The following is a 15,691-nucleotide window of genomic DNA, read 5'->3' on the forward strand; positions in this document are numbered from 1 at the left end:
TTCACAGACTGGAGAGAAAGGAAATCAAGGCCTGCCGATCGCCTGCCGGCAAGGCAGCCACATGATCCCGCGCCGGCAGCGCTTCGCCGCCATGCCACAGGATCGCTTCAAGAAGATTGCGGGCGCGGCCGTCATGCAGCAAGGCGCCCTCGCCTTTGCCATCCACCGCCCAGCGCAGGCCCCAGAGCGGCGCCGTGCGCCATTCATTGCCGGCGGCACCGGCCTCGATCAGGGGTTCCGCCAAGCCATCGCCCATGTCGTGCAGCAGCAGATCGGTATAGGGCGAGATATGGCGCAGCTTCCGGCTGTCGGCCGGCCATACCACATCAAAGCCTTGTTGCTGGTGGCAGGCCTGGCAGCCGGCGGCGGCGAAGATCGCGCGGCCTTTGTCGATGGCCTCAGCCGGACTCTTCGATTTGGGTCCGGCAGGCAGGACGGCCTCCCCCACGAAACGGTCCAGCACTTTCATCAAGGTGGTGGAGACTTCAAGATCCTCGAATTGCGGCGAGGCGCCGCTGGGCGCCTTTCGGCAATCAAGCTGCTGTGCCGTGCATTCGCCATAGGCATCCGTGAAGAGCGGTGTCGAGAGGCCCATATCAGCCATGAAAGCATGGGCGTTTTGAGTTTCCATGCTGGGCTGCCCCGCCTTCCAGCCGAACCGGCCGAGGAGCTTGTGGTCCGGGTCCAGCCAATTCGCGCGACCGGAAATGCCGTCATTGTTCTTGTCGTCGGGATCGGCGGCCGCGGCAATCACGTCCGCCGGAATGCGGTCGAGGGGTCCGATGCCGTGAATGGCCGGCGCGAGACGCAGGCCGAGGCGCGTCTCCTTGTCCAGCGGTCCTTGCGCGAGGGTCGACACCGTGACGATGGGGCGCCGCAGTGCCACTACGGTGCCGTCGCCGAGCTTGGTCGCCGCATCGGCATAGGTGATCTCGAACTTGCCTTCGGCCGGAACGCCGCGCGCGCTGTCGGTCTGCAGCTGGTGGCCATAGATGGGATCGGCCGCGCCGTCCTTGGCGAGGCCCAGGCGCACCAGCAAGGACGGGCTGAAGCTGCCATCCTTGTTCACCAATGTGCCGCGCGCGCCGCCGGGATGGCAGGCAGCGCAGGAGCGCGCATTGAACAATGGCCCCAATCCATCGGCAGCCTCTGTCGACGACGGCGCCGAGACCCAGATGCGCTCGAAGATCGACTGCCCGATGACATTCTCCATCCGCGCCACGGCATCGTCATCGCCCAAAGCGGGGTCCCGGATGACTTTCACGACGTGGTGGTGCTTGGCGGGTTCTTCGGTGCGGGCTGGTGTGCTTGCAGTCAGTATTGTGGCAATGCTTGCGATACCGAGGATGGCAGACCCCCACCCCAACCCTCCCCCTGAAGGGAGAGGGGGTCTAGAGCGAGATGAGAGTGCAAACTCGGCGCCAAGGCCCTCTCCCTTTAGGGGGAGGGTTGGGTGGGAGCTCTCCATTTTCATCTCATGCGACACGGAAGATCCCCATCATGCCGGTTTCTTGATGCTCGATGATGTGGCAGTGGATCATCCAGTCGCCAGGATTGTTGGCGACGAGGGCGATTTTCACGCGCTCCTTGGGTGCGACGATGGTGGTGTCGGCGTAGTGCGGGATAACATCGCCCTTGCTCGATCCGATCACCTTGAAAGTGTGGCCGTGAAGATGGATCGGGTGGATGTGCGGCGTCTGGTTGATGAGTTCGATAATATAGGTGCGGCCCTTCTGGAACGTCACCAAAGGCGGTGGCAGAACTTCGTGGGATGCGCTCGGCCAGGGCTGGCCATTGAAGGCCCAGAACGTCTTTGGCGCCAGGCACAGCGCATCGGCATAGCGCAGCACGGACCCGTCCGGCAGCACCAGGTCCGGCGGCAGATTGGCGGGGGCCGAACTCGCACTCAGGCGCAGCTGGAACGTTTCTGCGTTGGCGAGATCGGGTTCCGGAATGGCTGAAAGCTTGAGCGGCGCCGGCGCAAAGGCCGGACGGGCGAGGGCCACACCGGTCGCTTCCAGTTCCGCGAGCACGATCGGCTGGGCGGCGTAATAGTTCACCAGCTGGATGCGCGTACCCGCCTCTACCGGCGCGCGCAGGGTGAGGTCGGCGCGCATCGCCGGGCCTAAGCGCCAGGTCTTCAATTTCTGCGGCGGCAGCAGCGCGTTGCCGTCGGTGGCAATGACCCAGGCATCGGCACCCGTGACGCCGAGATCGACCACGCGCGCCATGTCGATATTGAGGAAACGGATCCGGATGTCGCCACCTGCGGGCACCTTGAAAACCGGATGTTCCTCGTCGTTGACGGTGCGGTGATCGCCGAAGGTGCCTGCCTTGCTGGCACCGGCATCAGTCATCAGAGGGGTGAACTTGCCAGCCGCGTCGATCCGCCAGTCGCGATAGGCGCACACCAGATCATGGTCATGGGGCCGCGTCTCATCACCCTCGATCACCAGCACGCCGGCAAGGCCGCGGCCGAGCTGCTCCACCGTGTTGCAATGCGGATGGAAGAAGAAGGTGCCGGTATCGGGCGGCTGGAATTGATAGGTGAAGCTATCGCCAGGCAGCACCGGCTTCTGTGTCAGATAGGGAACACCGTCCATGGCGTTGGGCAGGCGGATGCCGTGCCAATGAATCGTCGTGTGTTCGTGAAGGCAATTCGCGAGCGTCGCCTCCAGCCATTCCCCCTGCTGCAGGCGAATGACGGTCGGCCCATCGGTGTAGCCAAGGGCATCGGTGGGGGCTGCGGGAGGCGGCACCAATTGCCGCGACTGGAGGATCGCCGTGAGGCTCGCCTTGTGTACCTTGGCACCGGCCGGCATGGGCGGCGCTACCGGATAGGATTGTGCCGCGCCCTTCCCCGACACATCCGCCGCCGCAGCCGCCACAAAATGCGCGGCACCCACCTTAAGGGCGCCGGCCCCAAGAACGACGCCGCCGAGCGATTGGATCGCTCGGCGGCGGTTGATCGGGCGATGACCCGGGAACCTAGCCATGTGTCGCAAGATCCATCCTGCGATCGTCCCTTTGGTGCAGTAGATTTGGGGGCGATCTATGCCCCTATTACTGACCCACGGCCGAGGGATTGTCGAGGCTGTCCGACCCTTCAACCGTGATCTTGAGACCAAGTGCCGCAACGGCCGCTTCGACCGCATGGGCCTGGCCGACGAGACCGTCGACCACATCCTGGATGATCTTGTTGCCGGCGGGATTGTCGGCACCGATCATCTGGTCATAGGCTTCCTTGCCGCTGTCGGCCTCGTCCTTCATGACCTGCATCGCCTTGCTGGTCGTGGCGAGGGCACCGACCACGCGGTCGCCCACGGCCTTGTCCTTGGCAGAGATCAGATCCTTCACGCTGGCACCGGAAACGACGGTTCCGTCGAGCCGTGTATAGCTGCCGTTATAGATGTCGACCATGCCGACCTGGTCGTAATAATGCGAGTTGTGGGTGTTGTCGCTGAAGCAGTCATGTTCCTCTTCCGGATCATGCAGCATCAGGCCGAGCTTGGTGCGCTCGCCGGCGAGTTCGCCATAGGACAAGCTGCCGAGACCGGTGAGGATACCGGTGACACCAGCAACGGGATCGCCTTCCACGCGCTTGCGGGCGGCGCCGTTCGCCGTCCAGATCTCATGCATGGTGCCGAGATCGTCGATCAGCAGCTCGGTCGCGGCCTTCAGATAGGCGGCCCGGCGATCGCAATTGCCGTTGGTGCACTTGGCGGTGTCGTAATCGGTCGCGGGACGGTTGCCGGCGCCCGGACCCGTGCCGTTGAGATCCTGGCCCCAGAGCAGGAATTCGATGGCGTGATAACCGATCGCCACATTGGCTTCGTTCTCGCCCACTTCCTGCAGCGACTGCAGCAGCTTCTTGTCGATCACCGAGGCGTCGACCTTGTCGGCACCGATCTGCAACTCCTTGTTGGCGATGACATTCAACGTATAGAACGGATTGCTGTCGGACGTCGTGCCATAGGATGAGGTATCGACATAATCGATGAGGCCCTCGTCGAGCGGCCAGGCATTGACCAGGCCTTCGAGATCGTCGACTTCGGGGTTGCCGAAGCGGAAACCTTCGGTGCGCATGTAGGCCGGACGGGAATCGATCCAGGCCTTGCGGGCCGCCTTGAGGTTGGCGTCGGTGGGGGCTGCGATCAACGCATCGACCGCAACCTGCAGGGCCTTCGCCGAGGTGATCGCGTCGCCATACATGGCCTCGGCGATGTTGGCATAGTTGTTCACAACCGCCTTGTTGTCCGGCGCCTTGGCGCCAGCGCAGCCGGCGGCCAGCAGGCCGAAGCCCAGAATGAATGCCGAACCCGCGATGAATTTTTGCCGTGTGGTCATTGGCCCCTCTTGAAAATGCGAATGGAAATGAGACGCATATGCAGCTTCCTAGCCCATCAGGGGCGCATTTGCAACTCATTCGCAATTACATTTACGAGGGTATGGTGGGAGCAGCCCGGGGGCCGTGCAGGTGGGCCTTAGGCCGCCTTGGCGTCCTTGGCCTGGAGGGCAGTCATCCGCTCAATTTCAGCCCAGGAGGCGCGGACGGTGGAATCGGCTTCCGGGCTGCTTTCCTTGCGCATGTAGTCCCGGAGACCGCGGTGGAAGCCGCGGACATGCTTGTCGACTTCCATCTTGTTCCGCCGCAGGAAATCGCGCCGGAACAGGATGCGCTTGATGAGGTCGAGGGACATGTCCTCGTCCGGGACCGAACTGACGATGGCAAAAGCAGCACTCACCAGGGCAAAGCGCTGGGCGGTTTCGTTCTGCATTTCATAGAGGGCGTCGAGGGTGTGGGCTTCCTGCTTCTGCTCTTTTTCCGCGATCAGTCGGCCCTGCTCGGGGCTGGATTGCGGAACGTCGCGCAGGCGTTCGTTATATTCGAACTCAAGTTCCATCACGGCGTGCTCGGCTCGCTTTACTTCCTCGTAAGCGAGATCGAGTTCCGCCTTGGCCTCTTCGATAAGATGGTGCCGTCTGATCGCCAAACCGGGCGCTCCTGTCCTGGCCCCTTCCCGGGGACGCCGTCAGCATGGCCCAAGCTTGTTAAAGCCGCGTTAAACCCCTGAACAGGATCAATATCCTTTCGTCACATCGACCTGGTTTCGGAGCGCTTGCCCGGCCAGCGCCCGCCGGTAGTTCTCCAGAATGTCGTCAGCCCCGGTCCCTGCCCGGGTGATCGCCGCCACATGAGGCGTGATGGTGATCTTGGGGTGGCGCCAGAAAGGATGGTCGGCGGGCAGCGGTTCTTCGCGGAACACGTCGAGGATGGCCCGGCCAAGGCGGCCGCTATCGAGGGCGACAATGAGGTCGGCTTCGTTGAGCTGTGCGCCACGGCCGACATTGATCAACACGGCGCCCGCAGGCAGATGAGCGAACAGCCCGGCATCGAGGATGTTTTCCGTGTCGCCGGTGAGCGGCAGCAGGCAGATGAGGATGTCGAGATCCTTGAGAAAGGCCGGCAGGGCCGAAGCACCAGCGAAGCTCTCGACACCCGGCCCGGCATCCTTGGCCGACCGGCTCCAGCCGCGCATCTTGCAGCCCAGGACAGCGAGCTTTGCAGCAATGTCCGAACCCAGCGTCCCCAGGCCCAGGATGCCGACGCTGAGGTCGCTTGCCTGGCGGGCGATCTGATCGAGCCAGATCCCGGCCTTCTGCGCCGCGCGCAGCTCCGGACCACGGCGCACTTCGTCGAGCACCTGATAGACCACGAATTCGGTCATGCTGCCGGTGAGGCCACGATCAACCATGCGGGCGATCGGCACACCGGCCGGCAGGCCCGGCGAACGCAGCAGATGATTGACCCCCGCCCAGGTCGATTGAATGGCTTTGAGTTGCGGAAAGATCGAAAGATCGCCCGGCGATTTCCCACCGACGATAACGAAGTCGATCTCCGCCGGATCGCCCCAATCGGGCCAGAAGCGCATTTTCAGGCGATGGTCGAGTGCTGCCAGCGAGTCTGTCCATTGCGCAGCCTCTTCCGGCTCCGCAGCATAAAGAATGGCCATCTATCCCCTGCCCTGTCGTATTGCTTAGCGCACGATAACCTGCCTGGACGCCATGATCTAGGTCATGACTCTCAGCGACGGCCCGCGCTTGTGGTCCGCCTCGAGGCCATCGAGACGGCGGACCAGATAGTTCATGAAGTCATGGATTTCGCGTTCCAGCCAGCTCAGGCGACCGCCAGCAGCGAGCGGCGCCTTGGCACCGAGATATATTCCCTCGACCACCGCTTTGTCTTCATCGTTGACCTCGTCGAAGAAGGCGTTGGTTTCAGCAATGAAGGCATCGCGGTTTTCCAGACTATGATAGACCTCAGGCGCCAGCGCATAACCGAAGCGAAGCTGCACCTCGCCCACCGATTTCGGCCGCAGCGACAGATACCAGAGATGGTCCGGTGCCAAGACGTACATATGCGTCGGGAACACGGTCGGCATCACGGAAGTGTAACGCCAGCGATCCTCAAGCACCGTATTGGCTGGGTGCGCCAAGCCATATTTCGCGGTCTGGTCCTTGATGAAGGTCTGATAGGTGAAGGCATCGAACTGTTCTTCCGGAAAACCGGTTTCATCTGCCGGGAACCAGGCGCCCACCGTTTTCCGATGCGCGACCGGCAGGTGATAGCCTTCCATGAAGTTCTCGGTCAGCAGCTTCCAATTGGTGTTCCAGGTAAAATCCTCGGTAGCGCACGGTATGTAGTCGGCCATGCGATAACGCTCGACGACCGGCAACAAGGAGGCAAGCTGGGATGCGACGCTGGGCGCGGTGTCGTTCAAGGTAATATAGATCCAGCCTTGCCAAATCTCGGTGCGGATTTCGGGCAGACGGTGATCGCGTGGATTGAAATCCACCGACCGCTTCATATGCGGCGCACCAACGAGACTGCCGTCAATATCGTAGGTCCAGGCGTGGTAGGGACACACAATGCGGGTGCAATGTCCCGGCCCCTCGACAAGTCGCATCATGCGATGCAGGCAAACATTGGAAAAGCTGCGGATCCCGCCATCCTGGCCGCGAATCGTGAAGACCGGCTGATCGTTGATCGAGAAGCTGATGTAGTCGCCTGGATTGGGAATATCGGCGGCCCGGCCCGGCGAAAGCCACTCGCGCGCAAAGATACGCTCTCGTTCCAGACCCAGGAAGGCTTCGCTGCGATAGAGCTCGGGGGGAATCGCCGTTGCCCGGGCGAGCTCCTTTCCGGCAGTATTCCGGAGCTTCGCAAGTAGACCGTCCAGTTCGCCCGCGACGTCAGTCATCCTGCCTCCCATGGCATGCTCAGATGGATGTTAAGGAGATGGACCAGGTATGACAAGCGCGCCAAAAGGCAAATCAGACGAAGGCAACGACCAGGAAAGACAGGGTGATGGCCAGGGACAAAGTGATGGATTGGGAACCGGGACAATTGCCCAAGGTCGATTATGGCCAGGGCTGCTACGTCTTCGACACCCAGGGCAAACGCTATCTGGATGGGTCGGCGGGGCCGGCGGTCTATGCGCTGGGGCACGCACATCCGGAAGTGAACGAGGCCATCAAGGCGCAGCTCGACCGCATCGCCCATGGCTATCGCTATACCTTCACCAGCGACCCGCTGGAGGAGCTGACGGCCATGGTGGCGGCGAGCTGTGGTGGCGGCCTCAGGAACATGACCTTCAATTCCAGTGGCTCGGAGGCAATCGAATCTGCGATCAAGATCGCCCTTCAATATCAGACCGCCATCGGCCAGAAGAGCCGCCGCCTGTTCATCAGCCGCGAGCGCTCGTGGCATGGCAATACGATGGGGGCCACGTCGATTTCCGGCTTCGCCGCACGGCGCGCGGCGTTCGAGGGCGCGCTGATGCCCTCGCATCTTCTGTCACCGGCCAACAGCTATCGCCCGCCAGCCGGCTATCTCGCACAGAACGCCGGCAAGCCGATCGATCCGGCAGCCGTCGGCACCTATTGCGCCCAGGAGCTGGAAGACAAGATCCTAGAACTGGGTGCTGACAGAGTCGCCGCTTTCGTGTTCGAGCCGGTGGTGGGTGCTGCCGGTGGCTGCATCCCCGCACCGCCGGGTTATGCCAGGCTGGTACGTGCCATCTGCGATAAATACGGCGTGCTGATGATTGCCGACGAAGTGATGTGCGGTGCTGGGCGCACGGGTACCTGGCGCGCGCTGGCGCATGATGATGTCGAACCCGACATCATGACGGTCGCCAAGGGCTTGGGCGCCGGCTATGTGCCGCTCGGCGGTACGATCTATCACGACCGCCTCAAAGGGCCGATGTTCACCAAAGACGGCGGATTGCTGACAGGGCACACGTTCACGGGCCACACCCTGGCCTGCGCGGCCGGCGTCGCGGTGCAGAAGGTGGTCCAGCGAGATCATCTGGTCGAAAAAGTGCGCGAGGATGGCCAGCATCTGGAAAGCCTGTTGCGCGCGGCCTTTGCCGAGCACCGACATGTCGGCGATATCCGCGGCCGCGGTTTCTTCTGGGCCATCGAGATGGTCAAGGATCGCAGCGCCAAGACACCATTCGATCCGGCCCTTGCCGTCTATCAGCGCCTGCGCGACCGCTGCTTCGCCAATGGCCTGATCTGCTATCCGGTCGGCGGCAATGTCGATGGGCTGGCCGGCGATATCGCCATCATGTCACCTCCCTATATCGCCACCCGCGCGCAGCTGGCGGAGATTGTCGACATCATGAAAGCGAGCCTCAACCAGGTGCTGGACGATATCGTTTGAGGGAAAGATTTGGGCCCGCGCCTCCCCTGGCAGTTGCCCGAATGCCGGCATGTTCGTTCATTTCTGTCGCGGGCGGTGCGAGTTTGCTGTTGCCAAGGCTTGGAAAACGCTGACAATTAGCCAACAAAACAAGCCTTTGGGGGGCAAATGGCCAAAGCAGCACGTCGGAAGAAGCTGACCAGCCTGTCCGATATCTATGCGTTCTTTCGTGAAAACCAGACGCCGATCACCTTTCTGTCGCCGACCCCCTACAATGTTCTCGGGCTGGGTCGGTGGATCAATAAATTCCATTATATCAACTTCTTCGACAGTTTTGACGGCAGCCACCCCAAGATCACGGTGCCGCGCGAATTCGGCAATCACGAGTTCAAGTCGATCGAGGACGTTAACAATTACCTGCTCCGCCACAAGGAAGTCAGGGCCAAGCTGAAGGAGAATGGCCCCGGACTGCTGATGCTGGTCATGTTCGACGAGGAGACGGAACAGCTCGCCAAGGAACTCGGGCAGAAGATCGCCCTGCCCCCGGCCAAGCTGCGCAAGCATATCGATTCCAAGATCACGACCACGAAGCTCGGCAATGAGGCCGGCATCGAGAGCGCACCCAACACCATGGGCAAGGCCAAGAGCTATGCCGAGCTCGTCGCCTTGGCACGGACGGCAAAGCTCGGCAGCGATCTCGTCGTGCAGACACCCTATGGCGATTCCGGCCGCACCACCTTCTTCATCAAATCCGAAGCCGATTGGAAGAAGTACGAGAAGGATCTGGTCAAGGAACAGCTCAAGATCATGCGACGCATCAACCATCTGCCCGGCACGGTGGAAGCGGTGGCGACGCGGCATGGCACATTGGTCGGGCCGATGCAGACTGACATCACCGGCTTTGCCGAGGTGACGCCTTATAAGGGCGGCTGGTGCGGCAACGATGTCTTCACCGGCGGCTATGACAAGGAACGCAAGGCCGTTCTCAAGATGGCACAGAAGCTTGGCGACCAGCTCTACAAGGCCGGCTACAAGGGCGCCTTCTGCATGGATTTCCTCATCGATACCGATACCAGGAAGGTCTATCTGGGCGAGATCAACCCGCGTGTTTCAGGTGCTTCGCCGCTCACCAATCTCATCACCTCGACCTATGGCGGCTGCCCGATCTACATGTTCCATTTGCTGGAATTCATGGATGTGGATTGGGAGCTCGATCTCGCACAGGTGCAGAAACGCTGGGCGGAGTTCGACAATTGGAGCCAGCTGATCCTCAAATATCCGGTCGACCAGGTGGAGATGATCACCAAGGCGCCCTCATCCGGCATCTGGCGCATGGGGGCCAATGGCAAGATCCATCTCACCCGCAAATCGATCGATTGGTTCCTGGTGTCGGGCGAGGATGAAGCGTTCTACCTGCGCGTCTATACGGCAGGCGATTATCGCTATCATGGCGCCGATATGGGCATCCTGGTGTCGCGCGGCCGTTTCCAGACCGACGATCGCCAGCTCACCGACCGTGCCAAGGCATGGGTGGCGGCGATCAACGCGGAGTTCCAGGCAACGCCTTTGAAAGCGGCGTCAGCACCGGTTGCCGTGCCGTCGTTTCATTCGCCGCACAAGATGTTCTGAACTGAGACCCTACTTCACCATGCTGCGGCGAACCTGCAGCGTGGTGACGTTGGCAGGTGTCGGCTCGTCGACACGGCGCGGCGTTGCGAGCGGGCCGAGGCTGTCGACATAACCTGTATCGAAACCGCGGCTGTAGACCGGGAAATCGGCCGGCCGGTCGCGGAAGCTCTTCGCCATTTGGCCAAGGCCGCGGATGCCACGCTCGCGCGAACGGCGTACCTGCTCAAGGTCGATCTCGATGGGGATGATCTGTTCGGAATTGTCACCGCGATGCAGGACGCGGCCGGCCGGATCGAAGACGCAGGATTGGCCGTTGCCACCAGCGCCGAGGCCGTTCACGTCGAACACATAGGATTGCATCATCGCCGACGTCGCATGGCTGATGGCGATGTCGACATCGCGGTCAATCGTATGGGTCATCACCGGATGCAGGATCACTTCGACACCCATCGCCGAAAGCTGGCGCGAGGTCTCCGGGAACCACATGTCGTAGCAATTCAGGATGCCGAATTTGCCGACGCCCTCGATATCCCAGGCAAAGAATTCATTGCCGGGCTGCACGCCCTGCTCCAGCGGCAGGAACGGGAACATCTTGCGATAGCGGCCGACCACCTCACCGTCGGGATTGATCACCGACGTGGTGTTGTAGATGCCGCCCTCGCGACGCTCATACATGGATCCGTTCACCAGCCAGATGTGGTGATGGCGGGCCATTTCCTGGAAGGCTGCTTCGGAAGTACCCGGCAGCGGTTGCGCATGCTGCAGCATCGGGCCGAACACGGCCAGTTCAGAGAACATCACCATCTGCACCCAGGGATAAAGGTGCATGGTGAGATCGATACGCTGGCGCATGGCGTCGATGTTCGAACCGTGGTTCAGATACATCTGGATGCCTGCAATAGCAAAAGGCTTCAAGATTGGACCTCCGCAGTACTCGCTTGGGTCATCGCAGTTTGGAAAGCGTCTGCTAATGGCCCTTATCCTAGGCGAATCCTAGCATTCATAAGCAAGGAAACCTGACATATGGGCCTATGTCTACTGCAGACAATGGTAAATGGGGTGTGAATTAGCCCGCAATACCATCTAATACATTGATAGATATGACAATTGTGCCTTCGCGGGGCTGCTATGCGGGCCCCTGGCACGCGCGGCTGTGTAGATGCCGACGAAGAGAAATATCCGATTCGGCGCTGATGCCGACATTTCCGCACACGATGATGCAGGCCGACTCATCCTTTTTCAACCTGCTACCTGTTATAGTCGCATTGTTGCGATGGGATCTTGGATGGATTGCAGCCATCGCTTGTAGCTTTCGACAGATCATCTCGACCCCCTAAAGCAACTCGCCGGCATCGGACCCCGATGCCGGCGTTTTCTTTGCTCGAAACCCACCGGAACAGGCTCCGTTCGCACCCGCTTGACAGATCGCCTGTTTTTTATTATTTATCCGATCAGTTAATTAACTTCAGAGTTTAATATAGATGTCGACCGATCGGCTCAGCATGACGCTTTCGGCCCTGGCGGACCCCACGCGGCGGGCGATCCTGGCGCGGCTGGCGTTGGGCGAGACCTCGGTCACCGAACTTGCCGAGCCGTTCGCGATGAGCCTGCCGGCTGTTTCCAAGCATTTGAAGGTGCTGGAACGTGCCGGGTTGATCACCCGCGGTCGCGACGCCCAATGGCGCCCCTGCCGTCTCGAGGCCGGGCCGCTCAAGGATGTGGCGGGCTGGCTGGAACATTACCGGCGCTTTTGGGAAGAGAGCCTCGACCGGCTCGACCTCTATCTACAGCGCCTTCAGAAGGGAGATGGCAATGACGGCCAGCACTGACCTCGCACCGTCGCACGAACCCACCATCCTGATGACGCGCGTGTTCAATGCACCGCGCGCGCTGGTGTGGAAGGTCTGGACCGATCCCGCGCACATGGCACAATGGTGGGGGCCGAAGGGGTTCACCAACCCCGTCTGCAAGATGGATGTACGGCCCGGCGGCCTGTGGCACGCGACTATGCGCAGCCCCGATGGAACTTTTGACTGCCCCAATACCTTCATGTTCGATGAAGTCGTGCCGCCGGAACGGCTCGTTTTTCACGACGTCACCGACTACAGCAAGGGCTGGGAAAAGCACAGCGAGATTCCGCACAAGGCGATGCATATCGTCACCTTCGACGAACTGGACGGCAAGACCACGATGCGCATTGTGACGCGCCTTGTGAGCATCAAGGAACGCGACGAGATGGTAAGGATGGGCTTCATCGAGGGCATGGGCCAGAGCCTCGATCGCCTGGCCGCTGTGGTCGCAGGGCTGATCTGACAATAGTAGCGCTGAAGAAAAACAACCTTCAAGAAATGTGATTGGGAGAGACGCATGACGGCTGTCACGAGCACCAGAGCGGGGGAGGCCCGCAACATCACCATTACACACCAATACAGCGCACCACGCGCCCTGGTGTTCGATGCCTGCATCAACCCGAAGCATATTGTGCATTGGCATTATGCAGCGGAAGGCTGGACGACACCTTTTGCCGAAACTGATCCGCGAGCCGGCGGTAAGTTTCGCATCGGCTTCAAGTCGCCGGATGGCAAGAACGATTTCGACTTTGAAGGCACCTATCAAGAGGTGACGGTGCCGGAGCGTATCGTCTACACCATCGCCGATGGCAGGCCGGTGACGCTCAACTTCACGGACGAAGGCGGCAAAACCAGGCTCGACCTCAATTTGACGCTTGAGAATGTGTATAGCGAGGCACAGCAGCGCGAAGGCTGGAGCAACATGCTCCAGCATCTCGGTGACTATCTGGCAACGCAGAAATAGCCCGCCCGCCGGCTCGCATTATCCTTCCATCGGAGAAATAGATGCTAAAAACTATTGCCCTGGTCATTGTGGTCTTGCTGGTTGTTGGCGTGGCAATCGTGCTCGCCCTGGCAGCGACCAAGCCCGACACTTTCCGTGTTCAGCGCACCGCGACCATCAAGGCGCCACCGGAGAAGATCTTTCCTTTCATCAACGACTTCAGCAAATGGCATGCTTGGTCACCCTATGAGAAGAAGGATCCGATGATGAGGCGGACCTTCAGCGCCACGACCGCCGGCAAAGGGGCGACCTATGCCTGGGAAGGCGACAAGAATGTCGGCATCGGCAGCATGGAGATCACCGATTCCGCCGAGCCCAGCCGAATTGCCCTCAATCTCGATTTCCTCAAACCGTTCGAGGCACATAACAAGGTGGAATTCACCCTGGCACCACAAGGCGATGCGACGCTTGTGACCTGGGACATGCAGGGTCCCCTGCCCTACATGTTCAAGATCATGCATGTGTTCTTCAACATGGACAAAATGGTCGGCACGGATTTCGAAGTCGGTCTGGCCAATCTGAAATCAGCTGCGGAAGAGTAAGGGAATGGCCATGAAAGGTTTTACAGAAGCACAGCCGGTCGATGATCGGGAACTTGTCCTCACCCGCATTTTCGAAGCGCCGCGCCTCCTCGTCTACAAAGCCTGGACGCTGCCGGAACATGTTGCGCAATGGTGGGGGCCAAAGGGCTTCACCAATCCGCTGGTGGAACTCGATGTGCGGCCGGGCGGTATCTGGCGCATTCACATGCAAGGGCCGGACGGCACCATCTATCCCAGCAGGGGCGTCTACCAGGAGATCACGCCGCCTGAGCGTCTCGTCATGACTGACAGCTGGGACCAGGAAGAGAAGCCGACGCAAGACCTGGTCTGGACCGTCACGTTCGATGAAATCGACAACCGGACACAGGTCACGATCCGCGTGCGCTGTGCGACTGCCGCCGACCGGGACACGATCAAGGGAATGGGCTGGCGCGAAGGCACCACGCAAATGCTGGAGCGTCTGGCGGATTACCTGCCGGGCATGTGAGGACGCACTGCGTTTCCGAGACACCTGCTATCAAGGACCTGCCGCAGCGCGTACAATGTTTCATCTGCTCGCTGCGTTTGAGAGGCCGTGATGGAGGTTGTCCCGGAAACGCCCGCTGCCTTGATCCGCGCCGCCCGTGCCGCGGATGCCGCCGGCATTGCGCGTGTCCATGTCGAGACATGGCGCGATGCTTATGCCGGCCTGCTGCCGGACAAGCATCTGCTGCGGCTCAACGCGCAGACCCATGCCATGGCCTGGTCGCGCAGCCTCAGCCATGTCGAGGGACCACGCCATACTTTGGTGGCCATCGCCGATGAGGAAGTCGTCGGCTTTGCCAATTTCGGCTCGGCACGCGAAGGATGCCCGTCCGGCGAGGGCGAAGTGTTCATGCTCTATGTCGCAACCGATTGGCGCGATCAAGGCATCGGCCGCCAATTGGTGCTGGCATCGTTCGAGGCGCTCAAGGAGATGGGGCGCGACGCCGTCAGCATCTGGTGCCTCGCCGAGAATACCTCCGCGATCGGCTTCTATCGGCGCTTGAACGGCAAACGCATCCCAGCCGGCCGGCAGGAGAATGTTGGCGGAGCACTGTTTCCGGTGATCGGGTTTTTGTGGGAGTTGAAGTAGATGGGTCGGCTATTTCGCAACGTCGCTCACCAAAGCCTTTTTCTTGGCGAACGCATGGCCTGAACCAGATTTCAGGTATCGCTCGAAAATCAGAGCTTTTTGGTCATCCGAAAACGCGAGATAGGTAGTTACCTTCCAGGGAGCGAACTTAGACGTATGCGGATTCGGAGGACATTCTGCTTTGCAATCTGGGAATCAGCAAATTCTACGACGCGTGGAGCTAGAAAAAGAAGGAGCCCTCCTTCGCCTGCGGCTTCGGAGGGCATCCTGCTTCGCATCTAGATCATGGCAAATCCTGCGAAGCGCGGAGCGCGAAGCAGGATGGTGGGCGATGACGGACTCGAACCGCCGACATTCTCGGTGTAAACGAGACGCTCTACCAACTGAGCTAATCGCCCCCAGGTGCGGACTCTCTTGCTAGAAAAAGAGTCTCGCCTGACTTGGGTATCTTAATTGATCGCGTCCTTCAGGCCCTTGCCAGCCTTGAACTTCGGCTGCTTGGACGCGGGGATCTGAATCTCTTCGCCCGTGCGCGGATTGCGGCCGACGCTGGCTTCGCGCTTGGCAACGTGGAAATTGCCGAAACCGACCAGGCGCACTTCCTGCTCCGACTTCAGCGAGCGGGTGATGGCATCAAACACGGAATCGACCGCCTTGGCGGCGTCGGCTTTGGAAAGGCCCGTGTCCTGGGACACTTCGGCAATCAGATCGTTCTTATTCACGGAAAACCCCTTTTTTCTTACTGGATCGCGAAAGCCTGCTCGCCCATCCCCTGCCAAGAAGGCGGGCGGATATTACGGCGGGCAGCCCCCAAAAATCAATCACGGCGCCAGGGGTTTTTCCCCG

General features: G+C 60.7%; 16 protein-coding genes and 1 tRNA gene. 8 read left to right on the plus strand and 9 right to left on the minus strand.

The window, feature by feature from the left end; all coding sequences use genetic code 11:
- Position 1: 1 nt before the first annotated feature.
- From AC1DWZ_RS14985 to AC1DWZ_RS15010, 6 genes are all read right to left on the minus strand, one after another.
- Entirely contained in the window at positions 2-1,366 is a 1,365-nt protein-coding gene (locus AC1DWZ_RS14985; RefSeq protein ID WP_477169720.1) for a di-heme oxidoredictase family protein, read from the minus strand.
- A gap of 109 nt (positions 1,367-1,475) precedes the next feature.
- Positions 1,476-2,996, minus strand: a complete 1,521-nt coding sequence (locus tag AC1DWZ_RS14990) for a multicopper oxidase family protein (RefSeq protein ID WP_477169721.1) — start codon at positions 2,994-2,996, stop codon at positions 1,476-1,478.
- Between the two features lie 67 nt (positions 2,997-3,063).
- Positions 3,064-4,347: an imelysin family protein gene (locus AC1DWZ_RS14995; protein WP_477169722.1), complete on the minus strand. Its 1,284-nt coding sequence runs from the start codon at positions 4,345-4,347 to the stop codon at positions 3,064-3,066.
- Between the two features lie 137 nt (positions 4,348-4,484).
- On the minus strand, positions 4,485-4,994 hold the full coding sequence (locus tag AC1DWZ_RS15000) for a hypothetical protein (RefSeq protein WP_477169723.1): 510 nt from the start codon (positions 4,992-4,994) through the stop codon (positions 4,485-4,487).
- 87 nt (positions 4,995-5,081) lie between these two features.
- Entirely contained in the window at positions 5,082-6,014 is a 933-nt protein-coding gene (locus AC1DWZ_RS15005; protein ID WP_477169724.1) for a 2-hydroxyacid dehydrogenase, read from the minus strand.
- Positions 6,015-6,071: 57 nt separating this feature from the next.
- A complete protein-coding gene (locus tag AC1DWZ_RS15010; RefSeq protein ID WP_477169725.1) occupies positions 6,072-7,262 on the minus strand; it encodes an aromatic ring-hydroxylating oxygenase subunit alpha in 1,191 nt (396 codons plus the stop codon).
- 107 nt (positions 7,263-7,369) lie between these two features.
- Here AC1DWZ_RS15010 and AC1DWZ_RS15015 point away from each other — a divergent pair, with 107 nt between their 5' ends.
- Both AC1DWZ_RS15015 and AC1DWZ_RS15020 read left to right on the plus strand, forming a co-directional pair.
- Complete coding sequence (locus AC1DWZ_RS15015; protein ID WP_477169726.1) at positions 7,370-8,728, plus strand: aspartate aminotransferase family protein; 1,359 nt, start codon at positions 7,370-7,372, stop codon at positions 8,726-8,728.
- Between the two features lie 147 nt (positions 8,729-8,875).
- Complete coding sequence (locus AC1DWZ_RS15020; RefSeq protein WP_477169727.1) at positions 8,876-10,336, plus strand: ATP-binding protein; 1,461 nt, start codon at positions 8,876-8,878, stop codon at positions 10,334-10,336.
- Between the two features lie 9 nt (positions 10,337-10,345).
- On the opposite strand, the gene AC1DWZ_RS15025 is transcribed toward AC1DWZ_RS15020, so the two are convergent.
- Complete coding sequence (locus AC1DWZ_RS15025; protein WP_477169728.1) at positions 10,346-11,251, minus strand: carbon-nitrogen hydrolase family protein; 906 nt, start codon at positions 11,249-11,251, stop codon at positions 10,346-10,348.
- A 566-nt stretch (positions 11,252-11,817) separates the two neighbouring features.
- Between AC1DWZ_RS15025 and AC1DWZ_RS15030 the strand changes: the two genes are divergently transcribed.
- The 6 genes from AC1DWZ_RS15030 (at position 11,818) to AC1DWZ_RS15055 (ending at position 14,845) form a co-directional block, all read left to right on the plus strand.
- Positions 11,818-12,165 carry an ArsR/SmtB family transcription factor gene (locus AC1DWZ_RS15030; RefSeq protein WP_477169729.1) on the plus strand — a complete coding sequence of 116 codons (348 nt, stop codon included), beginning with the start codon at positions 11,818-11,820 and terminating at the stop codon, positions 12,163-12,165.
- Positions 12,149-12,649 carry an SRPBCC domain-containing protein gene (locus AC1DWZ_RS15035; RefSeq protein WP_477169730.1) on the plus strand — a complete coding sequence of 167 codons (501 nt, stop codon included), beginning with the start codon at positions 12,149-12,151 and terminating at the stop codon, positions 12,647-12,649. The genes AC1DWZ_RS15030 and AC1DWZ_RS15035 overlap by 17 nt, the downstream gene beginning before the upstream one ends.
- Positions 12,650-12,703: 54 nt before the next feature.
- Positions 12,704-13,150, plus strand: coding sequence for an SRPBCC domain-containing protein (locus AC1DWZ_RS15040; protein WP_477169731.1), 447 nt, complete (start codon positions 12,704-12,706; stop codon positions 13,148-13,150).
- Between the two features lie 41 nt (positions 13,151-13,191).
- Complete coding sequence (locus AC1DWZ_RS15045) at positions 13,192-13,731, plus strand: SRPBCC family protein (RefSeq protein ID WP_477169732.1); 540 nt, start codon at positions 13,192-13,194, stop codon at positions 13,729-13,731.
- A 10-nt stretch (positions 13,732-13,741) separates the two neighbouring features.
- The gene (locus AC1DWZ_RS15050; RefSeq protein WP_477169733.1) at positions 13,742-14,218 is read left to right on the plus strand and encodes an SRPBCC domain-containing protein; all 477 of its coding nucleotides are present in this window, start codon (positions 13,742-13,744) and stop codon (positions 14,216-14,218) included.
- 90 nt (positions 14,219-14,308) lie between these two features.
- On the plus strand, positions 14,309-14,845 hold the full coding sequence (locus tag AC1DWZ_RS15055; RefSeq protein ID WP_477169792.1) for an N-acetyltransferase family protein: 537 nt from the start codon (positions 14,309-14,311) through the stop codon (positions 14,843-14,845).
- A gap of 322 nt (positions 14,846-15,167) precedes the next feature.
- Here AC1DWZ_RS15055 and AC1DWZ_RS15060 read toward each other — a convergent pair.
- Both AC1DWZ_RS15060 and AC1DWZ_RS15065 read right to left on the minus strand, forming a co-directional pair.
- A tRNA-Val gene (locus tag AC1DWZ_RS15060) sits at positions 15,168-15,243 on the minus strand.
- A gap of 51 nt (positions 15,244-15,294) precedes the next feature.
- Positions 15,295-15,567 (minus strand): HU family DNA-binding protein, encoded by a 273-nt coding sequence (locus AC1DWZ_RS15065; RefSeq protein ID WP_477169734.1) that lies wholly within the window; start codon positions 15,565-15,567, stop codon positions 15,295-15,297.
- Between the last annotated feature and the right edge of the window lie 124 nt (positions 15,568-15,691).

The organism is Dongia sp. P2_B8 (assembly GCF_056404715.1).